23 protein-coding genes are annotated in these 23,298 nt (G+C 74.7%); 11 read left to right on the forward strand and 12 right to left on the reverse strand.

Annotated features, from left to right (window positions below; genetic code table 11):
- Positions 1–74: 74 nt before the first annotated feature.
- From C4T42_RS20895 to C4T42_RS20910, 4 genes are all read right to left on the reverse strand, one after another.
- Positions 75–302, reverse strand: coding sequence for a hypothetical protein (locus C4T42_RS20895; protein WP_244603250.1), 228 nt, complete (start codon positions 300–302; stop codon positions 75–77).
- Positions 303–496: 194 nt separating this feature from the next.
- Entirely contained in the window at positions 497–763 is a 267-nt protein-coding gene (locus C4T42_RS20900) for a hypothetical protein (RefSeq protein WP_103985832.1), read from the reverse strand.
- Positions 764–919: 156 nt separating this feature from the next.
- Positions 920–1,924 (reverse strand): SDR family oxidoreductase, encoded by a 1,005-nt coding sequence (locus C4T42_RS20905; RefSeq protein ID WP_103985814.1) that lies wholly within the window; start codon positions 1,922–1,924, stop codon positions 920–922.
- A 41-nt stretch (positions 1,925–1,965) separates the two neighbouring features.
- Positions 1,966–2,181 (reverse strand): hypothetical protein, encoded by a 216-nt coding sequence (locus C4T42_RS20910; RefSeq protein WP_170855188.1) that lies wholly within the window; start codon positions 2,179–2,181, stop codon positions 1,966–1,968.
- 192 nt (positions 2,182–2,373) lie between these two features.
- On the opposite strand from C4T42_RS20910, the gene C4T42_RS20915 reads away from it, so the two are divergent.
- The gene (locus C4T42_RS20915; RefSeq protein WP_103985815.1) at positions 2,374–2,967 is read left to right on the forward strand and encodes a hypothetical protein; all 594 of its coding nucleotides are present in this window, start codon (positions 2,374–2,376) and stop codon (positions 2,965–2,967) included.
- Between the two features lie 178 nt (positions 2,968–3,145).
- On the opposite strand, the gene C4T42_RS20920 is transcribed toward C4T42_RS20915, so the two are convergent.
- On the reverse strand, positions 3,146–3,976 hold the full coding sequence (locus tag C4T42_RS20920; RefSeq protein WP_103985816.1) for an outer membrane beta-barrel protein: 831 nt from the start codon (positions 3,974–3,976) through the stop codon (positions 3,146–3,148).
- Positions 3,977–4,985: 1,009 nt separating this feature from the next.
- Between C4T42_RS20920 and C4T42_RS20925 the strand changes: the two genes are divergently transcribed.
- Together C4T42_RS20925 and C4T42_RS20930 are read left to right on the forward strand one after the other, a co-directional pair.
- Positions 4,986–5,468 carry a DUF2721 domain-containing protein gene (locus C4T42_RS20925; RefSeq protein ID WP_020095112.1) on the forward strand — a complete coding sequence of 161 codons (483 nt, stop codon included), beginning with the start codon at positions 4,986–4,988 and terminating at the stop codon, positions 5,466–5,468.
- A 222-nt stretch (positions 5,469–5,690) separates the two neighbouring features.
- The gene (locus tag C4T42_RS20930; RefSeq protein WP_103985817.1) at positions 5,691–5,870 is read left to right on the forward strand and encodes a hypothetical protein; all 180 of its coding nucleotides are present in this window, start codon (positions 5,691–5,693) and stop codon (positions 5,868–5,870) included.
- A 19-nt stretch (positions 5,871–5,889) separates the two neighbouring features.
- On the opposite strand, the gene C4T42_RS20935 is transcribed toward C4T42_RS20930, so the two are convergent.
- The 4 genes from C4T42_RS20935 to C4T42_RS32015 form a co-directional block, all read right to left on the reverse strand.
- A complete protein-coding gene (locus C4T42_RS20935; RefSeq protein ID WP_091681441.1) occupies positions 5,890–6,150 on the reverse strand; it encodes a hypothetical protein in 261 nt (86 codons plus the stop codon).
- Between the two features lie 336 nt (positions 6,151–6,486).
- Positions 6,487–6,861, reverse strand: coding sequence for a hypothetical protein (locus C4T42_RS20940; RefSeq protein ID WP_042671492.1), 375 nt, complete (start codon positions 6,859–6,861; stop codon positions 6,487–6,489).
- 173 nt (positions 6,862–7,034) lie between these two features.
- Complete coding sequence (locus C4T42_RS20945; RefSeq protein ID WP_056530693.1) at positions 7,035–7,277, reverse strand: hypothetical protein; 243 nt, start codon at positions 7,275–7,277, stop codon at positions 7,035–7,037.
- Between the two features lie 36 nt (positions 7,278–7,313).
- Positions 7,314–7,490 (reverse strand): hypothetical protein, encoded by a 177-nt coding sequence (locus C4T42_RS32015; RefSeq protein ID WP_020095107.1) that lies wholly within the window; start codon positions 7,488–7,490, stop codon positions 7,314–7,316.
- A gap of 208 nt (positions 7,491–7,698) precedes the next feature.
- Here C4T42_RS32015 and C4T42_RS20950 point away from each other — a divergent pair, with 208 nt between their 5' ends.
- The 5 genes from C4T42_RS20950 to C4T42_RS20970 all read left to right on the forward strand — a co-directional run bounded on the left by C4T42_RS20950 (position 7,699) and on the right by C4T42_RS20970 (position 14,407).
- Positions 7,699–7,878 carry a hypothetical protein gene (locus C4T42_RS20950; protein WP_020095106.1) on the forward strand — a complete coding sequence of 60 codons (180 nt, stop codon included), beginning with the start codon at positions 7,699–7,701 and terminating at the stop codon, positions 7,876–7,878.
- A 276-nt stretch (positions 7,879–8,154) separates the two neighbouring features.
- A complete protein-coding gene (locus tag C4T42_RS20955; RefSeq protein ID WP_103985818.1) occupies positions 8,155–9,195 on the forward strand; it encodes an AraC family transcriptional regulator in 1,041 nt (346 codons plus the stop codon).
- Positions 9,196–9,258: 63 nt separating this feature from the next.
- On the forward strand, positions 9,259–9,630 hold the full coding sequence (locus tag C4T42_RS20960) for a hypothetical protein (protein ID WP_020095104.1): 372 nt from the start codon (positions 9,259–9,261) through the stop codon (positions 9,628–9,630).
- A gap of 134 nt (positions 9,631–9,764) precedes the next feature.
- Positions 9,765–11,156, forward strand: coding sequence for an efflux RND transporter periplasmic adaptor subunit (locus C4T42_RS20965; RefSeq protein WP_103985819.1), 1,392 nt, complete (start codon positions 9,765–9,767; stop codon positions 11,154–11,156).
- 11 nt (positions 11,157–11,167) lie between these two features.
- On the forward strand, positions 11,168–14,407 hold the full coding sequence (locus C4T42_RS20970; protein WP_103985820.1) for a CusA/CzcA family heavy metal efflux RND transporter: 3,240 nt from the start codon (positions 11,168–11,170) through the stop codon (positions 14,405–14,407).
- Positions 14,408–14,452: 45 nt separating this feature from the next.
- On the opposite strand, the gene C4T42_RS32020 is transcribed toward C4T42_RS20970, so the two are convergent.
- The 3 genes from C4T42_RS32020 to C4T42_RS20980 all read right to left on the reverse strand — a co-directional run bounded on the left by C4T42_RS32020 (position 14,453) and on the right by C4T42_RS20980 (position 15,325).
- Entirely contained in the window at positions 14,453–14,596 is a 144-nt protein-coding gene (locus C4T42_RS32020) for a hypothetical protein (protein WP_020095101.1), read from the reverse strand.
- Between the two features lie 105 nt (positions 14,597–14,701).
- Positions 14,702–14,914 carry a TOBE domain-containing protein gene (locus C4T42_RS20975; protein ID WP_020095100.1) on the reverse strand — a complete coding sequence of 71 codons (213 nt, stop codon included), beginning with the start codon at positions 14,912–14,914 and terminating at the stop codon, positions 14,702–14,704.
- A 129-nt stretch (positions 14,915–15,043) separates the two neighbouring features.
- A complete protein-coding gene (locus tag C4T42_RS20980) occupies positions 15,044–15,325 on the reverse strand; it encodes a hypothetical protein (protein ID WP_020095099.1) in 282 nt (93 codons plus the stop codon).
- Between the two features lie 614 nt (positions 15,326–15,939).
- On the opposite strand from C4T42_RS20980, the gene C4T42_RS20985 reads away from it, so the two are divergent.
- From C4T42_RS20985 to C4T42_RS20995, 3 genes are read left to right on the forward strand one after another with little or no spacing between them, the layout of a single operon-like run.
- Complete coding sequence (locus C4T42_RS20985) at positions 15,940–17,049, forward strand: AAA family ATPase (RefSeq protein ID WP_103985821.1); 1,110 nt, start codon at positions 15,940–15,942, stop codon at positions 17,047–17,049.
- Positions 17,050–17,057: 8 nt separating this feature from the next.
- Positions 17,058–19,358, forward strand: coding sequence for a DUF5682 family protein (locus tag C4T42_RS20990; RefSeq protein ID WP_244603251.1), 2,301 nt, complete (start codon positions 17,058–17,060; stop codon positions 19,356–19,358).
- 47 nt (positions 19,359–19,405) lie between these two features.
- Positions 19,406–23,296: a DUF4132 domain-containing protein gene (locus tag C4T42_RS20995; protein WP_103985823.1), complete on the forward strand. Its 3,891-nt coding sequence runs from the start codon at positions 19,406–19,408 to the stop codon at positions 23,294–23,296.
- Positions 23,297–23,298: the final 2 nt, after the last annotated feature.

A 23,298-nucleotide genomic window follows, 5' to 3' on the forward strand; every position in this document is an offset into this window, starting at 1 on the left:
AATCGGGAACCGGGCGGCGGCGGGCTTTATTCCCGCGTCCGGGCACGCGAATGTTCGGGGCGCTACTCGGGGCGCTACTCGGGAAGCCTCTCGGGCCGGTGGCGCGTCGCGACCGGCCGCCCCGGAGGCGCCCGGCGGTCCGGCGCCGCGGCCTCGCTCCCGCGGTCCTGTCCGGACGGCGATCGCCGGTCGGGTGCCGGTTCCGGGCAGCCGTCCGGACCGAGGCGCTTGCGGGCGACGCGCTCGGCCGCCGCCCGTTCCGCCGCCGAGGGGTTCGCGCCGCCGCTCTGATCCTGGGCCATGGCCATGTCCAACCGGAGCGGGACCGTCCGCGGTCCCGGTCGTGGCATCCCCGGCGCTGCCGGCCCGCATCACCGCCAACGGGAAAGGGGCAGGCCCCGCCTCCTCGGAGACGGGACCTGCCCCTGGATCAACCCGCGGGTCGGGCCACGGTTCGGCGCCGGACCCGCGCGTCGGGACGCGTGCCTCCGCGACCTTAGCGGCAGACGCGCCGCGGTCCCCACGGGGTCGGACGGAAGAAGCAGCGCGGGCCGTAGAAGCGCGGCCGCCGGTACATCGGCCGGCAGCGCCCGTACGGGCCGGGCGCCCAGCCGGGGCCGCAGCCGAACGCCACGGTGCTGACCGCGGCGGGGCCGGTGAGCGTATCGGCGCCGGCGGGCGCCAGGGGCGCCGCGCTGGCGGAGGCCAGGCCGAGGCCGCCGACGACAGCCGCGGCGGCCGCGATCATCTTCACGTGCATCATCATCAGACCTTCTGTTCGGTTCCGCGCCGGTCGGCCCGGCGCAAGACCCGGTCAGAATGGTCATCGGCCCTGAATGTCGGCTGACCTCCGCCATCATCGTCTAGAAACAAACAGTCCGGCCGGCGCCCGCGCGGGGGCGGGCGCCGCGGCGGGGCTCTAGCGGCGGTCGGCGCGGCCCAGCAGCGAGGCCGCGGCCGCGGTGGCCCCCGCCAGCAGGATCCCGGTCAGGACCGGGTTGATCGAGGCCCGGGTGTAGGCGCTGCGCATGACGTGGTGGGGCGAGCCGCCCCGCACGGCCCCGTCGCGGCCGGCCGCGTGGAGGGCGCCGTCCCGCCGCTTGCCGGCCGCGCCCGCCGTCTGGCTCCGCGACATCACCTGGGCGCCCATCCAGTCGGTCGCCGCGGGGACCCGCTTGCGCAGCGCGCTCATCAGCTTGCCGCCGCCGCCGACGTAGAGGTCGCGGGGCCCGTGCTCCGCGGCGTACAGGATCGCGTCGGCGACGTCGGCAGGGTCGTAGACCGGCGGCGGCAGCTTGGGCGCCTGCGCCATGTAGTTCCGGGCATGCTCCGGGAACGGCGTGTCGATCGAGGCCGGCTTGATGAGCGTCACCGAGACCGGGGCGCCCTCCACTTGGAGCTCCATCCGGAGCGCGTCCGTGAAGCCTTTGATCGCGTGCTTGGAGGCGGAGTACATGCCCTGGATCGGCAAGGCGAGGTCGGAGGCGACGGAGCCCAGGTTGATCAGCGCGCCGCCGGTCCGCTTCAGGTGCTGCAGCGCCACCGTCGAGCCGTAGACGATCCCCCAGAAATTGACGTCGAACAGCCGGCGATGGTCTTCGTCCGAAACCTCCTCGAGGCGGCCGAAGATCGAGAGACCGGCATTGTTGACCCAGGTGTCGAAGCCGCCGTAGGCGCGCACGGTCTCTGCGGCCAGCGCCTCGACATCCTCGCGGCGGGACACGTCGGTCACGACGGCCCGGGCCTCGCCGCCGCGCTCCTGGATGTCGCGGACGATGTCGTCGAGGGCGGCGCCGTTCCGGGCCGCCAGCACGACGCGGGCGCCGCGGCGGGCGGCCGCCCGGGCCGTGGCGAGGCCGATCCCGCTGGAGGCGCCGGTGATGACGATCACCTGCTCGCGCAGGGGCTTGTGCCGGATCTGCATGCTGCGTCTTCCTCTCTCGCGTGCTGTCTCGATGGCGGTGCTCAGCCCCGGCCTCCGCCCGGCCGGTCGCGCTCCGCGCCGAGGCTGGTCCCGCCCCGGCGCGCCTCCTCCTTCTCGGTGCCGGCCCGCTCCATCGGGCCGTCCTGCGGCCTGACCGTGCCGGTTGCGGTGTCGCGGGGGCTGTCGGCCAGGCCCGCGCGCTCCGGCTCGCCGTGCGGCATCCGCTCGGCCTGGGTGTCGTCCGGCGTGTCCGCCATGCTGCATCCCTCGCGATGGGCCTGATCCCCTGAGGGCCAACCCGTCAGGCGGCCGGCGTATCCGGCGGCCCCGGCCACGACGGCGGACGCTGCGCGGGTGGAGATGCGGGAGGGTGCGGGTCGGGCGAACGCGCCGCAGGAACACGGCCGCGGGGCCCGTGTTGTCTGCCAAATCTTTTTCACGAGGCGCCGATGTCAGGAACCGCCAAGAAGACCGACCCGAAACTGTGGGACAAGGTCAAGACGCAGGTCACGAAGTCCGAGAAGGGCGGGAAGCCCGGCCAATGGTCGGCGCGCAAGGCGCAGATCGCGACCGCCGAATACAAGAAGGAGGGCGGCGGCTACGCCGGCAAGAAGTCGGCCGACAACCATCTCCAGCAATGGACCGACGAGGAGTGGGGGACGAAGTCTGGCAAAGAGAGCGGCAAGACCGGCGAGCGCTACCTGCCCAAGAAGGCCCGCGAGAGCCTGACCGACACGGAATACGCCGCCAGCACGGCTAAGAAGCGCGCCGATACCCGGAAGGGCGAGCAGTTCTCGAAGCAGCCGAAGGCCGCTGCCGAGAAGGCCGCCGCGGCGCGCGAGGACGGCAAGTCCACTAAGGCGTCCGGAAAAGGCAAGACGTCCGGCAAGGCGACCGGCAAGTCTGCCGCCAAGGCGTCCGGCAAGGCGTCCGGCAAGGTGGAAACGACCAAGGCCGCGCTGATGCGCAAGGCCCGGGCGCAGAACGTGCCCGGCCGGTCGCGGATGTCGAAGGCGCAGCTGGAGCACGCGGTCCACGCCTGAGGCGCGCCGCGGCGGGCCCTCGCCCCCGACGCAAGACGTCCCGGGAATGGCTCCCGGGACGCTCCTCGGCTCAAGCGGCCAGTTTGATCGGGCTGGGGATGCTCAGGTCGAGAGGGGATGCGGCCTGTCCAGAGGCCCGCGCGCCGTCCCGGTGACCGGGACGGCGCGCGGGTGGATCTTAGTACGAGCCGAACTTGTAGTTCAGGCCGGCGCGGATCACGGCGAACTCGTCGTCGCGGCGGCCGATGTTGTTGTACACCACCGGGAAGTTGTTGGCGGCGTTGATGACGAACGCACCCTGGTTGCGGGTGTTGCGGTCGAGGTTGACGTACAGGCCTTCGACCTTGAGCGTCACGGCGTTCGAACGGAAGAAGTTCAGGAACGAGTCGGTGGGCAGGGCGTACTCGATGCCGCCGCCGACCGCGTAGCCGGTGCGGAAGCTGTCGTTGCCGGCGAAGCCGCCGAAGGAGCGGTCGGCGCTGCCCGAGCCGTAGGCGAAGCCGCCGGTGCCGTACACGAGGGTGCGGTCGAAGGCGTAGCCGAGGCGGCCGCGGACGGTGCCGAAGAAGTCGAGGCTGGAGAGGCCGCGCGGGTCGGTGACGTAGTAGCCGGGGGCCAGCGGACCGACGAGGAAGGCGTTGTTCCGGCTGCGGCCGAAGTCGAGGTACTGGGCGTCGGCCTCGACACCAACGACGATGCCGGAGCCCGGGGTGAACTGGAAGTTGTAGCCAACCTGGCCACCGCCGGTGAAGCCTTCCTGGTTGCGCTGGCTGAAGAAGGCGGTGGTGCCGTTGCCGTAGGGGGCGGGCACGCCGAAGCTGTTGGTGTTGTTGCTGCTGGCGTCGAAGGCGTAGCCGGCGTTGATACCGAAGTAGGCGCCGGTCCAGGTGAAGACCGGGACGGGGGTGAACACCGGCGGCGGGGCGGCGCGGCGCGGCAGGTCGGCGGCCGAGGCGGCGCCGGTCAGGAGAGCCGTGGCGGCGCTCGCGAGCAGAAGCTTCTTGATCATCTGGTCCTCTGTCTCCCGTTGGGCGGGATGTGTGCGGGGCGGACAGAACGCCAGGACGTGCCGGGGCGATAGTGCATCGCTGCAACAGCTCGGAATCGGGTCTTTGACCCCGAAACAGCCGGGTGCGCTGGAGCACATCGCGAAATCGACTGGTCTAGCCCGAGAAGAACTTCGGTATCCGAATGTTTCCAGAAACAAAATGCCCCGTCGCGCTCGAGCGGACGGGGCTTCAGTTTGTCGGTGAACGTTCCCAGGACCAACCAGGAAGCTTCGAGGTTTAATAAATCCTACCGGTCGGCGGCCCGCAAGCCCGATCGCGATCCCGCGAGCGGTTAACATTAATTTACGGGTGGTGCCCGCGCATCCCCGGGCGCGCGAGTGCGGGCGGCGCCGCAGATCTCGCGCGATCCCGTCCCGTATTGCGGGGCTTTCGGACGCCATCGCGCCTCTGTGCGGGCACCACTCGCACGTCGGGCCGCGGATCTGCACAGATGAAACCGGCTGCCCGACTGGCCCGAGTCTTGATCGCGCATCCCCGGGTCTTGGCGCGCGGCCGCGGCCGGATCGATCTCCTCGGCACCGGCAGATCTCGCGGGGGATCGGCGGCGGCGCGGCGCCGGTCTCCCGGCCTGTGGAGAAGGCGCCGCCGCGCCGGGGCGGCGCGGCGGCCGCGGCTTTTCCGGCGCGCCGCAGGCCCTATCTGCCGGCCTCGTCGTCGGTGGAGATTTCAGGAGACGCGCATGCACCCCGTCGCGCTGCCTTCGATGCCGGCCCTCCGGGCCCGGACCGGGATCGGGGATGCCGGCCCCGCGCCGGCCGGGAGGCCTCGATGACCGACACGCCGGCCCCGTATCTCGCGGTGGCGTTCCTCTCGGCGCTGTGCCTGCTCGTGGCCGGGCTGCAGGCGGAGGGCCTCCTGTGGTGATCCGCCCGGTCCGGAGCCGCGCCGCCGTCCGTCCCGGCGGTCGGCGGAGGCGGGGCGCGACGCGTCCGCCCGCGTAGCCCGCCGATGTTCGGCTTCTCCCTCAGCGCGACCGAGCCCGACAGCATCGCCCACATCATCCAGGTGGCGCTCGCGCCCGCCTTCCTGCTGTCGGCGCTGGCGACGCTGCTCAACGTGTTCTCGACCCGCCTCGGCCGGATCTCCGACAAGGTCGACAGCCTCTCGGCGGAGGCCGCCCGGGCGACGGAAGCCGAGGCCGGCCGCCTCGCCCGCCGGCTGACCTTCCTGCGGCGGCGCTCCTTCGTGCTGGACGTGGCGGTGGTCCTGGCCTCGCTGGCGGGCGGCCTGATCGGTCTGGCCGTGCTCACGCTGTTCGTCGGCGCGCTGCGCGACGCGGCGACCGCGTCCGTCCTGTTCGCCTGCTTCGGAGCGGCGCTGGTCTGCACCGTGGCGGCGATCGCGGCGTTCATGACCGAGATCCTCATGGCCGGCCGCGGCGTCCGCGACGCGGTCGACCGGCAGCAGGATCAGGTTTCGACGCCGCGGTGAGGCCCGTCCCGGATCGCCCGGACGCGCTCCGCGACCGGGGGCGGCCTCCCGGTCTTCCGGAGATCGCGGGGCGAGCCCGTGCCGCGCGCTGCGGCCGCGCCCGCCGTGCGGGCTGGGCGATCCGGAGCGAACGGGCGGTGATTTCGGTTGCGGCGTGCGCGAGCCGGGCCTTAGTCTCGCGGTGGCCCGACTCCGCCGCCGGCGACGCCCGAGTGTTCCGTCATGAGCATCGCGATCCTGATTGCCTTCGTCGCCGGCGCGCTCTGCCTCGGGATCCTGTCCGCGGTCATCCCGTTCGGGCGGCGCGAGGCCGAGGAGCCGGACGAGGCGCTCCCGTACGAGGACGAGTTCTTCGACGTGGGCGGCCCCGTGATCGATCTGGAGCCGCGCCACCTCACCTGACGGCGCGTCGGTCCGAAGCCTACCGGGCTGCCGATCCCCCGGTGCCGGGCGTCGCGGCGTCCTGCCGGGCCGACCAGACCACCCGCCCGGCGGAATCCCGCAGGGCCGCCGAGCCCGCGCGGCCGGCGCGCAGCTCCGCGAAGCGGGCCTTGGCGGCGGCGACCGCCGCCTCCACGAGGGGCCCGGGAATCTGCTCGTCGTGGATGATGATGCCGCCGGCGCTTTCCCGGTGGATCATGCACTGCAGCCGGTAGGGCGCCTGGGTCTCGGGCGTGGCCATGTGGCGATCTCCCGTCCGATCACGGGATCCGCGCGCCGCCGGAACGGCGTGGCGCAAGGATCCCGGGCGCCGGCCTCTCTCGGTACGACGCGTCGAGCGCGATCCATAGCAGATCGGTCCGGCCCGCGGGCGATCCCGCGCGGTGCCTCTCGCGCTCGCCCCCAACATCCCGCGCGGACGGGCATTGCCCGGCGGTCGGACGCCGCCCTGGCTCCGCCAGGCCGCCTCACCCGCCGCGTCGTCGGCGTCCGGGATCGTCTCCGGATCGCCCACGAGGGCGTCGCGCCGGTCGGCCGTCGCGACGCGCTCGCGGTGTGGTCGGCCACCTCGCCGCGCTCAACCGCGCCTGCGGGTGTAGCGCTCGACCACGCGCTGCCGGTGCGACGGGAGCTCCGGCAGGCGGGAGGGGCCCGCCAGGGCACGGTCCCGGGCCGCGGGGGGCCGGGGCGCGGGCAGCAGCTCCGGCGGGAACCGGGGCGTCTCGACGACGACCGCCTCCAGCACGATGGGCCGCATCCGCGGCGCGGAACGCACCGGTCGGCCAGGCCGTGCCGCGAGGGTGCCGAAGGTGCCGAGGGCCCAGAGCCCGAGGCAGAACAGGCCGATCAGGATCCCGTCCCAGGACGGCTCGGTCCGGCACATCAGGATCCCGGTGCCGGTGAGGGCGGCCGCGGCCGCGAACAGGCGCGGTGTCGGATCGGCGGAACGCATGCACCACCGTCGGTGCGGAGCCCTAGGGACGCGTGAACGGGATCGCTTGAATTGTCGGCGCCGCCGGATTCTCCCCAGGCTATTCCCAGGTTCTCTCCAAGTTCTCCTCAGGTTCTCCCGGTACGCACCGGCCCCGGCGGCCGGGACGGGCACCGCGGCCTGGCGGACGCGCCTCAGTCCGCCAGGCTGGACGGGGCCTGCCACGCGACGCCGGGATGCTCGCGGATGTCACCGGCCCGGGATCCGGTATCGGCGTCGCTCGTCCAGTCGCCGGGCTCGGCGACGTGGGCGATCTCGGCGTCCGGATAGGCGGCCGCCAGGAACAGGCGCGCCTCGCCCTCGGCCTCGGCCCGGACCGTCACGAGCGGCCGCTCGCCGCCCGCGTCGCGCACCTGCGCGATGAACAGCTTGGTCATGGTCTCCCTCCGGACTCGTCCGCCGGCGCGGCGGGATCAGGCCTGCAGTTCCTCGACGTGGAGGCCGCCGGCCCGCAGGTGGTTCGGGATCCGCGTGCGGTCGCGGAAGCCGGCGGCGCGCGCCATCGCGTCGAGGGCGGCCATCGGATCGAGCGCCGCGCCGCTCCAGAGAATCGCGCCCGTCGCCGCCTGCATGATCCGGAACACCTTCACGCCACGCTCCCGGTCTCGACCCTCGGACAAGCCGGGGGGACTCGCGGGTGTTCCCGACGAACCGTGGCGGGCGCGCTGCGGCCGATTCGCGCCGGCCCGGCCCCGGCGGGAACGGGCGCCGCCGGGGTGCGGTTCTCCAGCCGACGCCGGCACAAGCCGGCACGGCGACGACCCGCGTCGAGACCCCGCTCGGGATCCAAGGACAGCCATGACCAGCCGCACCGTTCAGTCCGCCCTGCTCGCCCTCGCCCTTGTTGCCGGCAGCGCCGGGATGGCCGCCGCGCAGAGCACGCCCAACGGCAACACCTCGTCTCCCGGCGCCCCCGCGGGCGACAACAGCACCGGCAACGGCGCCACCGGCAGCGGCGCGGCCCCGAGCGGCCGGTAACCGCCGGTTAACCATAAGGGTCGAAGTCCTCGATCCTCACAACCGTGCAACTCACCGTCCCGCGGCCACCCGGCCTGCGGGACGTTCTGTTTCACGGCCCCTTGCCGGCCCCTTGCCGGCCCCTTGCCGGCCTCTCGCCGGCCTCTCGCCGAGCGCGCCGGGACGGGGCACGGCGCGGAGTCCGGTGATTGGAACGGAGTGCCACTTTTCTGGGCAGACAGAATCGCCATATTGTCGGCGTGACCGGGCCGCGCTCGGTCAGGACTAACACGGGCGATGCGACCGAAACCGATCCTGCAGCTCAGGGGCGAGAGCCCGGGTCATCGTCAGGCCGACGACTGGCGCGACGCCGTCGCGCCGTTCTGGGATTTCACGATCCGCCGGGAGGACCTGCCCGATTTCCGCGGGCAGTCCCGGGTCCGTCACCTCGGCACCGCGATCGTCTGCAGCGCCCGCGCTTCCGGGCTCCGGTTCGTGCGCGCGCGGGCCCTGACCGCCCGGATGGGCGTCGACCACATCGTCGCCCACATGCGCGTCTCCGGTCAGTCCCGGGTCACGATCGGCGGCCGGGAGCGGGACTGCGCCCCCGGCGACATCTGCCTGTTCGACCTGTCGCAGCCGCTCTCCGCCGCGTCCACGGACTACGAGGCCATCACGGTGGTGCTGCCGCGCCCGCTCTTCGGATCCCGGCAGAGCGGCCTCGACGCCCTGCACGGCTCGGTGATCCGGGGCGCGACCCCGTTCGGCCGGATGCTCAGCGACCACCTGCACTCCCTGAGCGCGCACGCGACCGGGTTCTCGGAGCCGGAGGCCGCGGCGGCGGCCGAGGCCACGGCCGCGCTGCTCGGCGCGGCGACCCTGGGCCTGCCGGAGGACGGAGGGGGCACGCAGCCGCCCGAGCGGGCGCCTCTGCTCGTCGCGATCCGGCGCTTCATCGAGGCCGAGCTGGCCTCCGCGGACCTGTCCGCCGAGACGATCGGGCGGCGGTTCGGCGTTTCGCGGAGCGCCCTCTACCGGCTGTTCGTCCCCCTCGGGGGGGTCTCCGGCTACGTCCGGCAGCGCCGGCTCGCCCGCGCCTACCGCGACCTCGCCACCGGCGACGGGCGCTTCACCCGCATCTCCGAGGTGGCGTATCGCTGGCGCTTCGAGAGCCCCGCGCATTTCACCCAGGCCTTCCGCGCGGAGTTCGGCTGCGCCCCCCGGGACGTCCGCGACCGGGCCGCGGCCGAGCCCGACCGGTCCCCGGCCGCGGAGCCGCCGGCCCAGGCCGAGACCTGGGCCGACTTCTACCAGTGGGTCCTCAAGCTGGCGGCCTGAGGTGTCCGGGGCCGGCACCCCGGACCTTGTGCCCCCGGCCTCGGATGGCTCATAAGGGCCGCGATGACCTTCGGGGTTCGGCATAGGCGCCCGGCCGGGGCGCGGGGCTGGTGGGCGCTCGCCGCCCGCGCGCTCGCGCTCGTCCTGGCGCTGACCGTCGCCGCTCCGGGCGTCGGCCTCGCGGCGGATCTCGCCTTCCACGCGGGCGGCCACCACGACCGGGGCCAGGGCCCGGCCCTCGACGCGCCGGCGGCGCCCGCGACCGTCGATCCCGGTCTCTCGGAGCACCTCCATTGCGGCTGCCATCAGGCGGCCCGCCTGGAGGCGACCGAGATCGCGCCCCCGGCCGCTCCGGGCCGGGTGCTGCCGGGCGCCCTCGCCCAGGGCCGCCCCTCCGTCAGTCCCGACCGCCTGCCGCGGCCTCCGCGCGCGTGAGCTGACGCCGCCCGCGGGCGGCGCTCCGCCCGGCTGCCGAACCGGCTCCGGGTTCACCCCCACGCGACACCTGAACGGGACCCTCCGGGACCGCCGCGCGCGGCACCCCGCCCTCCCGGCCGAGCAGCTTCCCCATGCGCATCATCCTGTCCGTGGCCGCCGCCGCGGCACTCCTGGCCGCCGGCTTCGCCCTCGGCGCCGCCGCCCCCGGCGCCCCGACCCTGCCCGACCGTCTCCGGCAGACCCTCGCGTCCGTCGGGCTCGCCCGCGCCCCGGCCGACGACCACGATCAGCGCTACGCGGCTGCCGCACCGGACCAGCCCAAAGCCGCGCCCGACCCGCACGCGGGCGACGATCACGCCGGCCACGACCACGCGCACAACCACGCGCACGGCAACGAGCACGGCGACGCGCACGGCGCCGACGAGCCTCACGAGGCGGGCACGATCCGGATGCGGCCCGATCAGGTCGCCGGCCAGGACATCGTCACGCGCAGAGTGGAGGGCGGCACGCTGGCGCGCCACCTCCTCGTCCCCGGCACGATCACGCCCGACACCGACCGGATCGCCCGGGTCCCGGCCCGGGTGGTCGGGACCGTGGCCGAGATGCGCAAGCGCCTCGGCGACGCCGTGCAGGCGAACGAGGTCGTCGCCATCCTCGACAGCCGCGAGGTCGCCGACGCCAAGAGCGAGTACCTCACCGCCCAGGTCCAGGCCGAGCTGCAGACGATCAACTTCGAGCGCCAGCAGAAGCTGCTCGCCTCGCGCAGCGCCTCCGAGGCCGCGTTCGAGACCGCCCGGGCCGCCTATCTGGAGAACCGGCTCCGGGTCGACCTCGCCCGCCAGAAGCTGTCGGCGCTCGGCCTCGACGCCGCCGAGGTGGCGGCTGCCCAGAAGCGCGACGAGGCGACGCCGAACCAGTCGACGCTGCGCCGCTATCCCCTGCGGTCGCCGCTCGCCGGCCGCATCGTCGAGCGCAAGGTCGATGTCGGCACGGCGGTCGGCAAGGAGGGCGATCCGGCCGACCTCTACACGGTGGCGGACCTCTCCACGGTCTGGATCGAGCTGTCGGTGCCGACCGTGGACCTCGCCCAGGTCCGGGAAGGCGCCCGCGTGACGGTCACGCCCGGCCGGACGGGCGAGACGGAGCGCCGGGCGGAGGGCCGCGTGATCTTCGTCAGCCCCTTCCTCAACCCCGACACGCGCTCGGCCCGGGTGGTGGTCGCCCTGCCGAACCCCGACTTCGCGTGGCGGCCCGGCACCTTCGTGACCGCCGAGGTCGAGATCGCGCAGGATTCGGTCCCGGTCCGGATCCCCAAGGCGGCGGTCCAGACCGTCGAGGGCCGGAGCGTCGTCTTCGCGCGCACGGCCGAGGGGTTCGAGAAGCGGCCGGTCACCCTCGGCCGCTCCGACGACGAGGCCTACGAGGTCACCGCCGGGCTCGAGCCCGGTGCCGAGATCGCGGTCGGCAACGCGTTCCTGCTGAAGGCCGAGCTCGGCAAGGCCGACGCCGGCCACGCCCACTGAGGAGACGGACGATGATCAGCCGCATCCTCGCCGTCTCGGTCCGCCAGCGCTGGCTGGTGCTGCTCCTCGTGCTGCTGGCCTCGGCCTTCGGCGCCGCCGCGCTCACGCGGCTGCCCATCGACGCCGTGCCCGACATCACCAACAACCAGGTCCAGATCAACACCCTGGCCCCGTCCCTGTCGCCGGCCGACGTCGAGCGGCAGGTCACCTACCCGGTCGAGACGGCGCTCGCCGGCATCAAGGGCCTTGAGTACACCCGCTCGCTCTCGCGCAACGGCTTCTCGCAGATCACCGCGGTCTTCGCCGAGTCCCTCGACATCTACTTCGCCCGCCAGCAGGTCGCCGAGCGCATCGCCCAGGTGCGGGAGGAGCTGCCCTCCGGGGTCGAGCCGCGGATGGGCCCGATCTCCACGGGCCTCGGCGAGATCTACATGTGGTCGGTCCAGTACGCGCCGCTGCCTGAGCGCGCGGCCGTGCCGGCGGGCCGGCCGGGCTGGCAGACGGACGGGAGCTACCGGACCCCGGAGGGCCAGGCGCTCAGGACGGAGCTGGAGCAGGTCGCCTACCTGCGCACGGTGCAGGACTGGATCGTGCGGCCGCAGATCAAGTCCGTCCCGGGCGTCGCCGGCGTCGACGGGATCGGCGGCTTCGAGAAGCAGTACCACGTCCAGCCGGACCCCACGAAGCTCACCGCCCTCGACCTGTCCTTCGCGGACGTCGCCCGTGCGCTCCAGGCCAACAACGCGAACCAGGGCGCCCGCTACCTGGAGGATAACGGCGAGAGCTACGTCGTGCGCGCCGCCGGCCGCCTGGAGAGCCCGGAGGCGATCGCCGACGTCGTCGTGGCGAGCCGCGGCGGCGTGCCGGTGCGGATCCGCGACGTTGCCACGGTGCGGATCGGGCGCGACCTGCGCACCGGCTCGGCGAGCGAGAACGGGCAGGAGACCGTCATCGGCACCGCCCTGATGCGGATCGGCGAGAACAGCCGCACGGTGGCGGCCGCCGTCGATGCCCGCATGGATCAGATCCGGCGGGCCCTGCCCCCCGGCATCGTCGTCCAGACCGTCCTCGACCGGACGCAGCTCGTCGAGGCCACGATCCGCACGGTGGGCAGGAACCTCGCCGAGGGCGCGGCCCTCGTGATCGTCGTCCTGTTCCTGCTGCTCGGCAACATCCGGGCGGCGCTGATCGCCGCGCTGGTCATCCCGGCCGCCATGCTGATGACCGTGACCGGCATGGTCGAGGGGAGGATCTCGGCGAACCTGATGAGCCTCGGGGCGCTGGATTTCGGGCTCATCGTCGACGGGGCGGTGATCATCACCGAGAACGCGCTGCGCCACCTCGCCGAGCGGCAGCACGCCCTCGGGCGGCCGCTCGTGCTGGAGGAGCGCCTGGAGACGGTGCGGGACTCGGCCGAGGAGATGATCGCGCCGTCCCTCTACGGGCAGGCGATCATCATGCTGGTCTACGTCCCGCTCCTGACCTTCACGGGGGTCGAGGGCAAGATGTTCCAGCCGATGGCGCTGACCGTCATCCTCGCCCTGGCGGCGGCCTTCGTGCTGTCGCTGACCTTCGTGCCGGCCCTGATCGCCATCGCGCTGACCGGCCGGGTCACCGAGGCCGAGAACCCCCTCGTCCGGGGCCTGAAGGCGCTCTACCGGCCCGTCCTCGCGGCGGCGATCCGGGCGCCCGCCCCGTTCGTCGGGGCGGCGCTGCTCCTCCTCGCGGGCGCAGGGCTGCTCGCCACCCGGCTCGGGACCGAGTTCATCCCGCAGCTCGACGAGAAGAGCATCGCCCTCAACGCCACACGGATCCCGTCCACCTCCCTCACCCAGTCGCAGGCGATGCAGCTCAAGGTGGAGCGGGCGATCGCCAAGTTCCCGCAGGTCGCCTACGTGTTCTCGAAGACCGGCACCGCCGAGGTCGCCACCGACCCGATGCCGCCGAATTCCTCCGACACCTTCGTGATGCTCAAGCCGCAGGCGGACTGGCCCGACCCGGGCCTGTCGAAGGCCGAACTGCAGGAGCGGATCGAGGCGTCCTTGGGCGAGCTCGCCGGCAACGTCTACGAGTTCTCCCAGCCGATCCAGCTGCGCTTCAACGAGCTGCTCGCCGGGACACGGGGCGACCTCGCCGTGAAGGTGTTCGGCGACGCCTTCGAGCCGATGCTGGAGACCGCCAACAGGATCGCCGCGATCCTGCGCGGGATCCCGGGCGCCGACGACGTGAAGGTCGAGCAGATCACCGGCCTGCCGGTCTTCGAGATCAGGATCGACCGGACCGAGGCGGCCCGGCTCGGCCTCAGCACCGGGGCGATCCAGGACGTGATCGGCGCCGCCATGGGCGGTCGGGACGCCGGGGTCGTGTTCGAGGGCGACCGGCGCGTGCCGATCGTCGTGCGCCTGACCGATCAGGTCCGCGAGGACCGGGAGGCCCTGGAGAACCTGCCGGTCCCCCTGCCCCCGGGCGCGAACGGCAAGGCCGCCTCCGTGCTCCTGCGGCAGGTGGCGCAGTTCTCGGTGAGCGAGGGGCCGAACCAGATCAGCCGCGAGAACGGCCGGCGCCGGGTCGTGGTCACCGCCAATGTCCGCGGGCGCGACATCGGCTCGCTGGTGGCGGAGGCGCAGGCGAAGGTCGCCGCGCAGGTGACCCTGCCGGCGGGCTCGTACGTCACCTGGGGCGGCCAGTTCGAGAACCTCGCCTCGGCTCAGGCGCGGCTCACCGTGGTGGTGCCGGTGTGCTTCTTCCTGATCTTCCTGCTGCTCACCTCGGCGCTCGGCAGCGCGCGGGACGCGCTCCTGGTGTTCAGCGCGGTGCCGCTGGCGCTCACCGGCGGCATCGCGGCCCTGTGGCTGCGGGGGATGCCGCTCTCGGTGCCGGCCGCGGTCGGGTTCATCGCGCTCTCGGGGGTGGCGGTGCTCAACGGCCTCGTGATGCTGACCTTCATCAAGCAGCTCGTCGCCGCGGGCCGGCCGCTGCGGGCGGCGATCCGCGAGGGCGCCCTCACCCGGCTGCGGCCGGTGGCGATGACCGCGCTGGTCGCCTCCCTGGGTTTCGTGCCGATGGCGCTCGCCACCGGCACCGGGGCCGAGGTGCAGCGGCCGCTCGCCACCGTGGTGATCGGCGGCCTGATCAGCGCGACCCTGCTGACCCTGGTGGTGCTGCCGGCGCTCTACGCGCGGTTCGGGCGCGCCGGTCCGGCCGACCGCGCCGCGCCCACTGCGGAGCCGGTGGCGGATCGCGCCGCCTGACGGCGCCCGAGCCGCGGCCGCGCCCGTCGCCGGGCGGGACGGTCGTCAGGCGGGGAGGATGTGCAGCATCCCGCCGACCATGCCGAGGGCGCCGATGCCGATCAGCCCAACGGCGATGTAGAGCCGCATCCGGCTCTCGTCGGCGGCCGACGGCGGCTGGGGGTCTTCGGGCAGGTCGAACCAATCCATCGGGTGAGCGCAGCCGGTCGGGTGGGCGGGAGGCGCCGCCCTAGGCCGGCCGGATGACGACGGGATGACAACGGGATGACGGCGGTATGCCGGCCGCGCAGGCCGCTACGGCTTCACCAGCAGCACGTTCACCGCCTTGGCGAGCACGTGGACGGTGTCGCCTTCCTTGAGGCCCAGCTCCTCCAGCGAGTCGACCGTCATGACCGAGGCCATGCGGTAGGCGGTGCCGACCAGTTCCACCTCGACCTGGGCCATCACGTCCCCGCGCTTGATCGCCGTCACCGTGGCGGGGATGTCGTTGCGCGCGCCGTGTTTCATGGGAGCTTCCGGGTTGCGCGGCCCGTCCGGCCGCCGTCCAGGCCTATCGCGGCCGGGGCCTCGGCATCAATCACGACGCCGGGTCCCCGGCCTGGAGACCGCCGGGCAGCGGCCCCGGGCAGGGCAAGATCAGCGACGGCCGGAGGCTCCGGCCGAGCCGCCATCGCTGCCGCCGGGCTGGAATCCGGCCGCGTTCGGCGGCCCCTTCATCCGGCCGTCCTGCTTCGGCATCTCCGAGCCCGGAGATCCGGTCGTCGTGCCCGTCGTCTCGCCTTTGCCCGTTGCGCCCTGGCCCGTGTAGCCGGCCGCGTTGGGCGAACCCTGCATGCGGGTCCCGGTATTCTCCGCGGCCGTGGCGGCCGCGCCTGTCGCCAGGAGGCCGGCGACGGTCAGGCTGATCAGCGTCTTCATGTGCGAATCCTCAAGCGCTTCCCCAGGCCGCCTCTCCGGACGTACCGGGGCAACGCGGCCGGACGGATCCCGTTCACGCCGCCGCGACCGGACCGGCGCGGGCGCCGGGGTTGCGGGACAATACTTGCTGCGATGCGATATTTCTGCATCGAAGACGGGGCGCGAGCCCGTTCCGCGAGGCAATGTATTGATTTATGTACGGAGTTGAGCCGCCGCGCACAATTGCAATCCGCGGCAGAATCTGTTTGAATATTCGGACGCGTTGCATTCCATCGTGGTGACTGAATTCGCTTGCGGCCTATCGGGCTCCGCGAGGAGGTCGAACATGTACGCTTTGGCCAAGACCAGAGAGAGAACCGACTGGGAGCTGGTCGTCGTCTTCGGCAGCTGGATCGTCTTCGAGATCGCGATCCTGATGCTGTGCTTGGTGTCGATGTAGGCTTTCTTCGGGACTACGCCCGATCCGCCGCGCCCCGGGCGGTGCCGGATCCCCGGCCGGGTGGCCGATGCTTGGAGATGCGCGGAGACGCTTGAGAAACCCGCGCGTGCCGGGGCATGCTCTGCCGATCGCAGGAGTCGCCGACAGGGTCGGCGCGACGGCAGGGGACGGGTGCATGGCGAAGGCGGTGCGGGCGGGCGGTGATCGCGAGGCGCGTCAGAGACCCCCGGCCGAGGACGCCCACGCCGCGGAACTCGCGCGCCTGCGCGCGGAGGATCCGGCGCCGCGGCCGCCGGGCTGGCAGCTCTCGCTCCAGGCCGTCCGGCGCTTCATCTGCGGCGACGGCGCGACGCCCGCCAAGGTGGTCTGCGCCCCGGCGCTCGTGGAGCGGGCCATGGTCACCCTGGCGACCTCCCGCGCCCTGCTGCTGATCGGCGAGCCCGGGACCGCCAAGAGCCTGCTCTCGGAGCTCCTCGCCGCCGCGATCAGCGGGCGCTCGACCCTGACGATCCAGGGTGGCGCGTCGCTGACCGAGGACCAGATCCGCTACGGCTGGAACTACGCGCTGCTCGTCGCCGAGGGGCCGAGCCCGCGCGCCCTGGTGCCGGGCGCCCTCCATACCGGCCTCAGCGAGGGGCGGATCGTCCGCTTCGAGGAGCTGACCCGCTGCCCGCTGGAGGTGCAGGACAGCCTGCTCTCGGTCCTGTCCGACCGGGTGCTCGCGGTGCCCGAACTCACCGGCGCGGACGGGATGGTCTACGCCCGGGAGGGGTTCAACCTGATCGCCACGGCCAATACCCGCGACCGGGGCGTCAACGAGATGTCGGCGGCCCTCAAGCGCCGGTTCGGCTTCGAGACCGTCTTCCCGATCGCCGATCTCGACGCCGAGCTCGCCCTGGTGCAGCGCGAGGCCACCGCCCTGCTGGCCCGCTCCGGCGTGCCCCGCGCCCCGGATCCGGAGGTGCTCGAACTCCTCGTGACCTGCTTCCGGGAGCTGCGCGAGGCCGTGGACACCGAGGGCACCGGCATGGAGCGGCTCTCGTCCGTGATGAGCACCGCGGAGGCGGTCAGCGTCGCCCACGCCATCGGCGTGAAGGGCCATTTCCTGCGCGGCGATGCCGGCCGGCCGGAGGACATCGTCGCCTGCCTCGCCGGCACCGCCGCCAAGGACGACGCCGAGGACCTCGCCCGCCTGCGCCGCTACCTCGACCAGCGTGTCAGCCGCCGCTCCGGCACGGCGTGGCGGGAGTTCTACGCGGCGCGGCACCTCCTCACCCCGCAATGAACCCCGCAATGAGCGGTCCCGCGCCGGATCCCGGCCGCCTGACCGTCATCGGCGTGCGCCACCATTCCCCGGCCTGCGCCGGGCTCGTCCGGCGCACGATCGCGGCGCTGCGGCCGGCCTGCGTGCTGATCGAGGGGCCGGTCGACTTCAACCCGCACCTGCCCGACCTCGCCCTCGGCCACGACCTGCCGGTGGCGATCTTCTCGTTCCGGGCCGACGCGGCGGGCAGCGCCGCCTCCTACACGCCGTTCTGCGCCTTCTCGCCGGAATGGCAGGCCCTGGAGGCGGGCCGGGCGGTGGGTGCCGAGACGCTGTTCTGCGACCTGCCGGCCTGGGACCCGGCCTTCGGACGCCGCGCCAACCGCTATGCCGACCCGCACGGGGCGCGCGCCGAGGCGGCCGAGCGGGCGCTGGCCGCCGCCCTCGGCGTCGCCGACCAGGACGCCCTCTGGGACGTCCTCGCCGAGGCGGCGCCCGAGGCGGAGCTGCCGGCCCGGCTCGACCGCTACTTCGCCCTGCTGCGCCCGCCCGGCACGGACGATCCCGCCGAGGAGGCCCGCGAGCGATTCATGGGCGCCTACGCGGCCCACGCCCTGCGGGCGGCCGGCGACCGGCCGGTCGTCCTCGTCTGCGGCGGCTGGCACGCGGACGCCGTCCGGCGCCACGCCGCGCGCGCGGACGGGACCCGGCCCGAGCCGGCGCCGCCGGAGCCGGACCTGCGCACCGGCAGCTACGTGGTGCCCTACGCCTATCCCCGGCTCGACCGGTTCTCGGGCTACGCGGCCGGCATGCCGGCGCCGGGCTACTACGAGCGCGTGGCCGAGTCGGGCCTCGCCCCCGCGGCCGACTGGGCGATGACGGCGATCACCGCGGCCCTGCGCGAGGCCGGGCAGGTCGTCTCCACCGCCGACCGCGTCGCCTGGCGGGTCCACGCCGAGGCCCTTGCCCGGCTGCGCGCCCATCCCGCGATCCTGCGCGCCGACCTGATCGACGCGGCCCTCGCGGCCCTGGTGAAGGACGCCCTCGACCGCCCGCCCGCCTGGGTGGCCGGCCGCGCCGCGCCCGGCCACCCGGCGCTCGCCGCGATGCTGCGGGCGCTCACCGGCCCGCGCGAGGGACGCCTCGCCCCCGGCACCCGGCAGCCGCCCCTCGTGGCCGACGTCGCCGAGCGCCTGCGCGCCGCCGACCTGGAACCGGGGCCGGCCCGCCGCAGCGTCGACCTCGACTGGGCCGAGCCCGGTGACCGGGCGCGGGCGCACCTGCTCCACCGGCTGGTCCTGCTCGGGTTGCCGGGGATCGCCCGCGAGGGCCCGGACCGCGCCGGGCCCGGCCTGCCGCGGGAGCGCTTCACGCTCGTGCGCCACCCGCACTGGCTCGGCGCCCTGATCGAGGCCTCGCTCTGGGGCGGGACCCTGGAGATGGCCGCCTCCGCCCGGATCACCGCCCGGGTCGAGGCGGCGCCCGATTCCCTCGGAATCCTCGCCGGAGCCCTGTCCGACGCGCTGTTCGCCGGCCTCACCCTGGAGGGCGAACTGCTCGCCCGCCTGAGCGCGGGCATCGCGGCGGCGCACGACGCCGCCGCCCTGGGCGCCGCCGGGGCCGGGATCGTGCGGCTGTACCGGTTCGGCGACGCCTTCGCGCCGGCGCGGCCGGCCCTGGCCCGCCTCTGCGCCGTCCTGGCGGCCCGGGCGCTCTTCGTCGTCGAGGCCGTCCAGGACCCCCGCGCGGGGCTCGGCGCGATCCCGCTGGTCCTCGCCTGCCGCGACCTGTTCCGCGAGGTCGGCGCGGAGATCCCGGGCCTCGACGACCTGCGCGCCCCGTTCTCCGCCATGCTCGGCCGCCGCCTCGCCGATCCGGCGACGCCGCCGGCCCTCGCGGGGGCGGCGCTCGGCTTCCGGGTCGCCTGCGGCGCGGCCGGATCGGACCCGGAGGCCGCCCTGGCCTGGCTGCGCCGCTTCGGCCTGCCCGCGACGCTCGGCGACTTCCTCGCCGGCCTGTTCGCCCTCGCCCGCGAGGAGATCGCCGCCGACGCGACCCTCGCCTCCGTCGAGGGTCTGGTGGCCGCCTGGGGCGACGACGACTTCCTGCGCGCGCTGCCGTCCCTGCGGATGGCCTTCGCGTGGTTCCCGCCCCGGGAGCGCGAGCGCATCGCCGTCGCGATCCTGCGCCGGAGCGGCCTCGGCGAGGCCCGGGCCGAGGTCGAGGCCCTGGCCTGGATGCGCCAGCGCGCCCGCCCGGCCGATCAGGCCGAGGCCCTGGCCCGCGAGGCGCGGGTCGCCGCGCGGCTCGCCCGCCATGGGTTGACCTGAGCCGCGACAAGGAAAATTTTACCGCCGCGCCACGGGGAGAGGACTGCATGCAGCGTTACGAGCTGACGGCGGGAACATCCGCGAAGTTCTGGGAGGCCGGAGCCGAGGACAGCGTTCTCATCGTGAGATTCGGCCGGATCGGCACGCAGGGGCAGTCCAAGACGAAGAGCTTTCCGAGCGCGCAGGCGGCCCAGGTCGAACTCGACCGGCTGGTGCGGGAGAAGACCGGCAAGGGCTATCGCCCGGCGGGTGAGGCCGCGCCGGCCGGACCGGATCCGGCCTCCGGAGCGGGCGCCGCGGCGACGGGCAACGCCGCCGCATCCCCGGCGGCCGAAGCTCAGGTCGCCGAGGCCCGGTTCGCTGAGACCGGGACCGCCGGGACGTCGCCCGCCCCCGCCGCCGGCGCGGAGGCGCGCCGCGTCCCGATCTTCACCGGTACGCCCCTGCCCACCCGCAGCCGGCCCGGCGCGCCCCTCGACGCCGCCGCCGACTGGGCCGCCTTCGCGGCGCGGATCCGCCCGCTGCTGGAGGCCGCCCCGGACGAGGCGCGCGCGCCGGCCGAGGCCCTCGCCGCCCGGCTCGACAGCGCGCCGCCGGCCCTCGACCCGGACGAGGTCCGCGCTTGGCTGGAGCGGCTCGAGGCGGCCTGCCCGGCGCTGAGCCAGCGCCCCTGGGGCGCCAAGCCCGGACCGCAGGGGCCGGCGGCCCGGGCGGCGTTCACGCATCTCGCCCGCTGGCTCGTGGCCCGCTCCGGCACCGGGGGGACGCTCGTGGCCCTGCTCGACCGGCTGCGGCCCCGTCCCTCCGGCCGCTACGGCTCGCTCCCGGTCTCGGCCTGGGACATCCCCACCACCTTGGGTCTCCGGGCGGCCCTGGTCGCCGCCCCCGAGGCGGCGTACGCGGAGGCCCTGGACGCGGCCCTCCGGCTCGCCGCTTCGGACCCGGAGCCCACCCTCGCCCGCTGGCTCGCGGTGATCTTCGCGGACGACCGGCCCGGCGCCGACCACGCCCTCTCCGCCCGCGCGGTGCTGGCGCGCTGCGACCCGCCCGATCCCAAGGCCTACGGCAATTCCCACGTCGCCCTGCCGCTGATCGTCGACCTGCCGCCCGCGCAGGCCGCGCCCTGGTACGCCGCGCCCTATCACCGGGCGACGCTGGCGACTTGCGATGTCGGGGCCGAGGAGGCCGCCGCGACCGTGATCGCCGTCGCCGACGCGGCCGGCGAGCCGGCCACCCCCGGCCTCGTCTGGCTCCTGGAGGGGGCGGTCGGCCCCGAGCGCACGATCGTCGCCCGGGCCCTGCTGGAGACCCGCGCCGCCGACGCCCTCGACGCGCTCCTGCCCTTCGTGGGCACCAAGCTGGTCCGCGACGCCCTCGACGCCGCCGACGCGGCCTTCCCCGACTGGATGCTGCGGGCCTATCTGGGCGCGCTCCAGGGCAAGGGGGAGCCCGCCTACGGCCCCAGGGCCGTGACCCTCGCCGCGCGCCACGGGCACGAGACCGCCCGCGCCTGGGCGGCGGCCGAGGGCGGCCGGGGCGCGGGGCGCCTGGACCGGCTGCTCGCCGCCGGCAGCGCGCCGCAGGCGGCCCCCGAGGCCCTGCCGTCCGTGCTCCGGGATCCGCCCTGGCGGCGGCGCGGGGCCGCGCGCGCCCGGTCGGAACGGGCGGTGGCGCCGATCCCGACGCCCTTCGCGCACGGCTTCGACCCCGACGAGGCCCTCGACCGCAGCACCTTCTACTTCGAGGCCGGGACGCTGGTGGAGTCCATGACGGACCTCGCGGCGCGGATCCGCGCCACCGAGGCGGAGGCGCTCTACGACATGCCGATCCCGCCGCCGGCCGAGCCCGTGCCCGCCGCCGACGCGGATCCGGCCACCGCCCTGGCCTGGCTCGACCGCCGGCTCGACCTGGACCGCGACGCGTTCACCGGCTTCTTCTACTTCAACTACGGGCCCTGGTTCCGGATGGTCGGGTGGCAGCCCGAGCCCCTGGCGCTGATGCTGTGGGAGAAGACCGGGCCGCAGCGCGCCCACTACGTCGCGTGGCGGCGCACCATCGCGGTGATGCTGTCGCGCTTCGGCGCGCGGGCCGTGCCCGGCCTCGTCCGCCTCGTCGCGGCGGATCCGGCGCAGCTCCTGCCGGAGGTCGAGCCGGTGGACGCCGCCGACCTCGCCCCGGTCGCCGCCCGGGCGTTCCACCGCACCCGCAAGCTGCGGCCGGCCGCGGCCGCGTGGCTGCGCGCCCATCCCCGCACCGCCGCGCTGCGGCTCCTTCCCGAGACCCTCGGGGCCGCCGGCCCGGACCGCGACGCGGCCGACGCGGCCCTGCGCTTCCTCGCCGCCGAACCCGCGGGGCGCGCCGCCCTCGACGCCGCCGTCGCGGCCTACGCGGAGCGGGATCCCGGCGTGCCCGGGGCGGTGGCCGCCGGCGTCGACAGCGACCCGCTGGAGCAGGTGCCGTCCAAGCCGCCGAAGCTCCCCGACTGGGTGGTCCCCGCCGCCCTGCCCCGCCCGGTCCTGCGGAGCGGCGGCGCCCTGCCCGACGCCGCCGTCACCGCCCTGTGCGAGATGCTCGCCTTCTCCGACCCGCTCGCGCCCTACGCGGGCGCCGCGCAGGTCCGCGCCGCCTGCACGCCGGAGAGCCTCGACGCCTTCGCGGTCGCGCTGTTCCAGTCCTGGATCGCCGCCGGCGCCAAGGCGACGGGAGAGTGGGCGATGCAGGCGCTCGCGCTGATCGGGGGCGACCACGCCGCCCGCGACCTCACCCGGCAGATCCGCGCCTGGGGGCAGGCCGGCCTCAAGCCGCGCGGCAAGGCCGGCATCGCCGTGCTCGCCGGGATCGGCACCGACGTGGCGCTGATGAACCTCAGCGCCATCGCCGAGAAGAGCCCGCTGCTGCAACTGCGCGAGGCCGCCCGCGCCGCCATCGTCGACGCCGCCGAGGCCCGCGGCCTCGACGAGGTCGACCTCGCCGACCGGCTCTCCCCCGATCTCGGCCTCGACGCGCGCGGCGGGCTGGACCTGTCCTTCGGGGAGCGCCGGTTCCGGGTCGGCTTCGACGAGACCCTGAAGCCCGTCCTGCGCGACGCCGAGGGCCGGCGGCTCGCCGCCCTGCCCCGCCCGACCAAGGCGGACGATCCCGAATCCGCCAAGGCGGCGTCCCGGCACTGGGCGGCCCTGCGCAAGGACGCGGAGGCGGCGGCCGGCCTGCAGATCACCCGGCTCGAGGCCATGCTGGCGTCCCAGCGCCGCGTCGCCCCCGGGGTGTTCTGGCCGTTCTTCGCCGCCCACCCGCTGATCCGCCACCTCGCCGGGCGGCTCGTCTGGGGCCTCTACCCGGACGCCGCGCCCGCGACGCCGCCGGGGCACGTCTTCCGCCTCGCGGAAGATCTCTCGCCGACCGACGCCGCGGACCACGCCCTCGCCCTCGACGTCGCGGCGGCCGAGGGCGTGGTCGGCCTCGTCCACCCCCTGCACCTCGACCCGGAGGAACGGACCGCCTGGAGCGGCCTGTTCGCCGATTACGAGATCGCCCAGCCGTTCCCGCAGATCGCCCGCGAGACCTTCGCGTTCACCGAGGCCGAGCGGGGCGCCGCCGAGACCCACCGCTTCGACGGGGTCCGGGTGGGCGGCCGCCGCCTGCGGGGGCTGCGGCCCCAGGGCTGGTCGACCGACACGGGGAGCGAGCACGTCCATGCGGTGCAGCGCCCGGTCGCGCTGCCCGACGGCACCCGCCTCGTCGCGGTCCTCCGATTCGAGGACGGGTTCTGGCACCGGCCCGGCCCGGAGGGCGACGGGATCCAGACGCTGCGGACCCTGACCCTGTCGGAGACCGGCTGGCGCGCCGCGGCGACCCACCGGTTCGGCGACCTCGACCCGGTGACCGCGAGCGAGGTCCTGCGGACGCCGAGCCTGCTCGCCGCTGCCGGCGACGCGTGAGA

This window comes from Methylobacterium sp. 190mf, from assembly GCF_900107945.1.
In the GTDB taxonomy this organism is placed as follows: domain Bacteria; phylum Pseudomonadota; class Alphaproteobacteria; order Rhizobiales; family Beijerinckiaceae; genus Methylobacterium.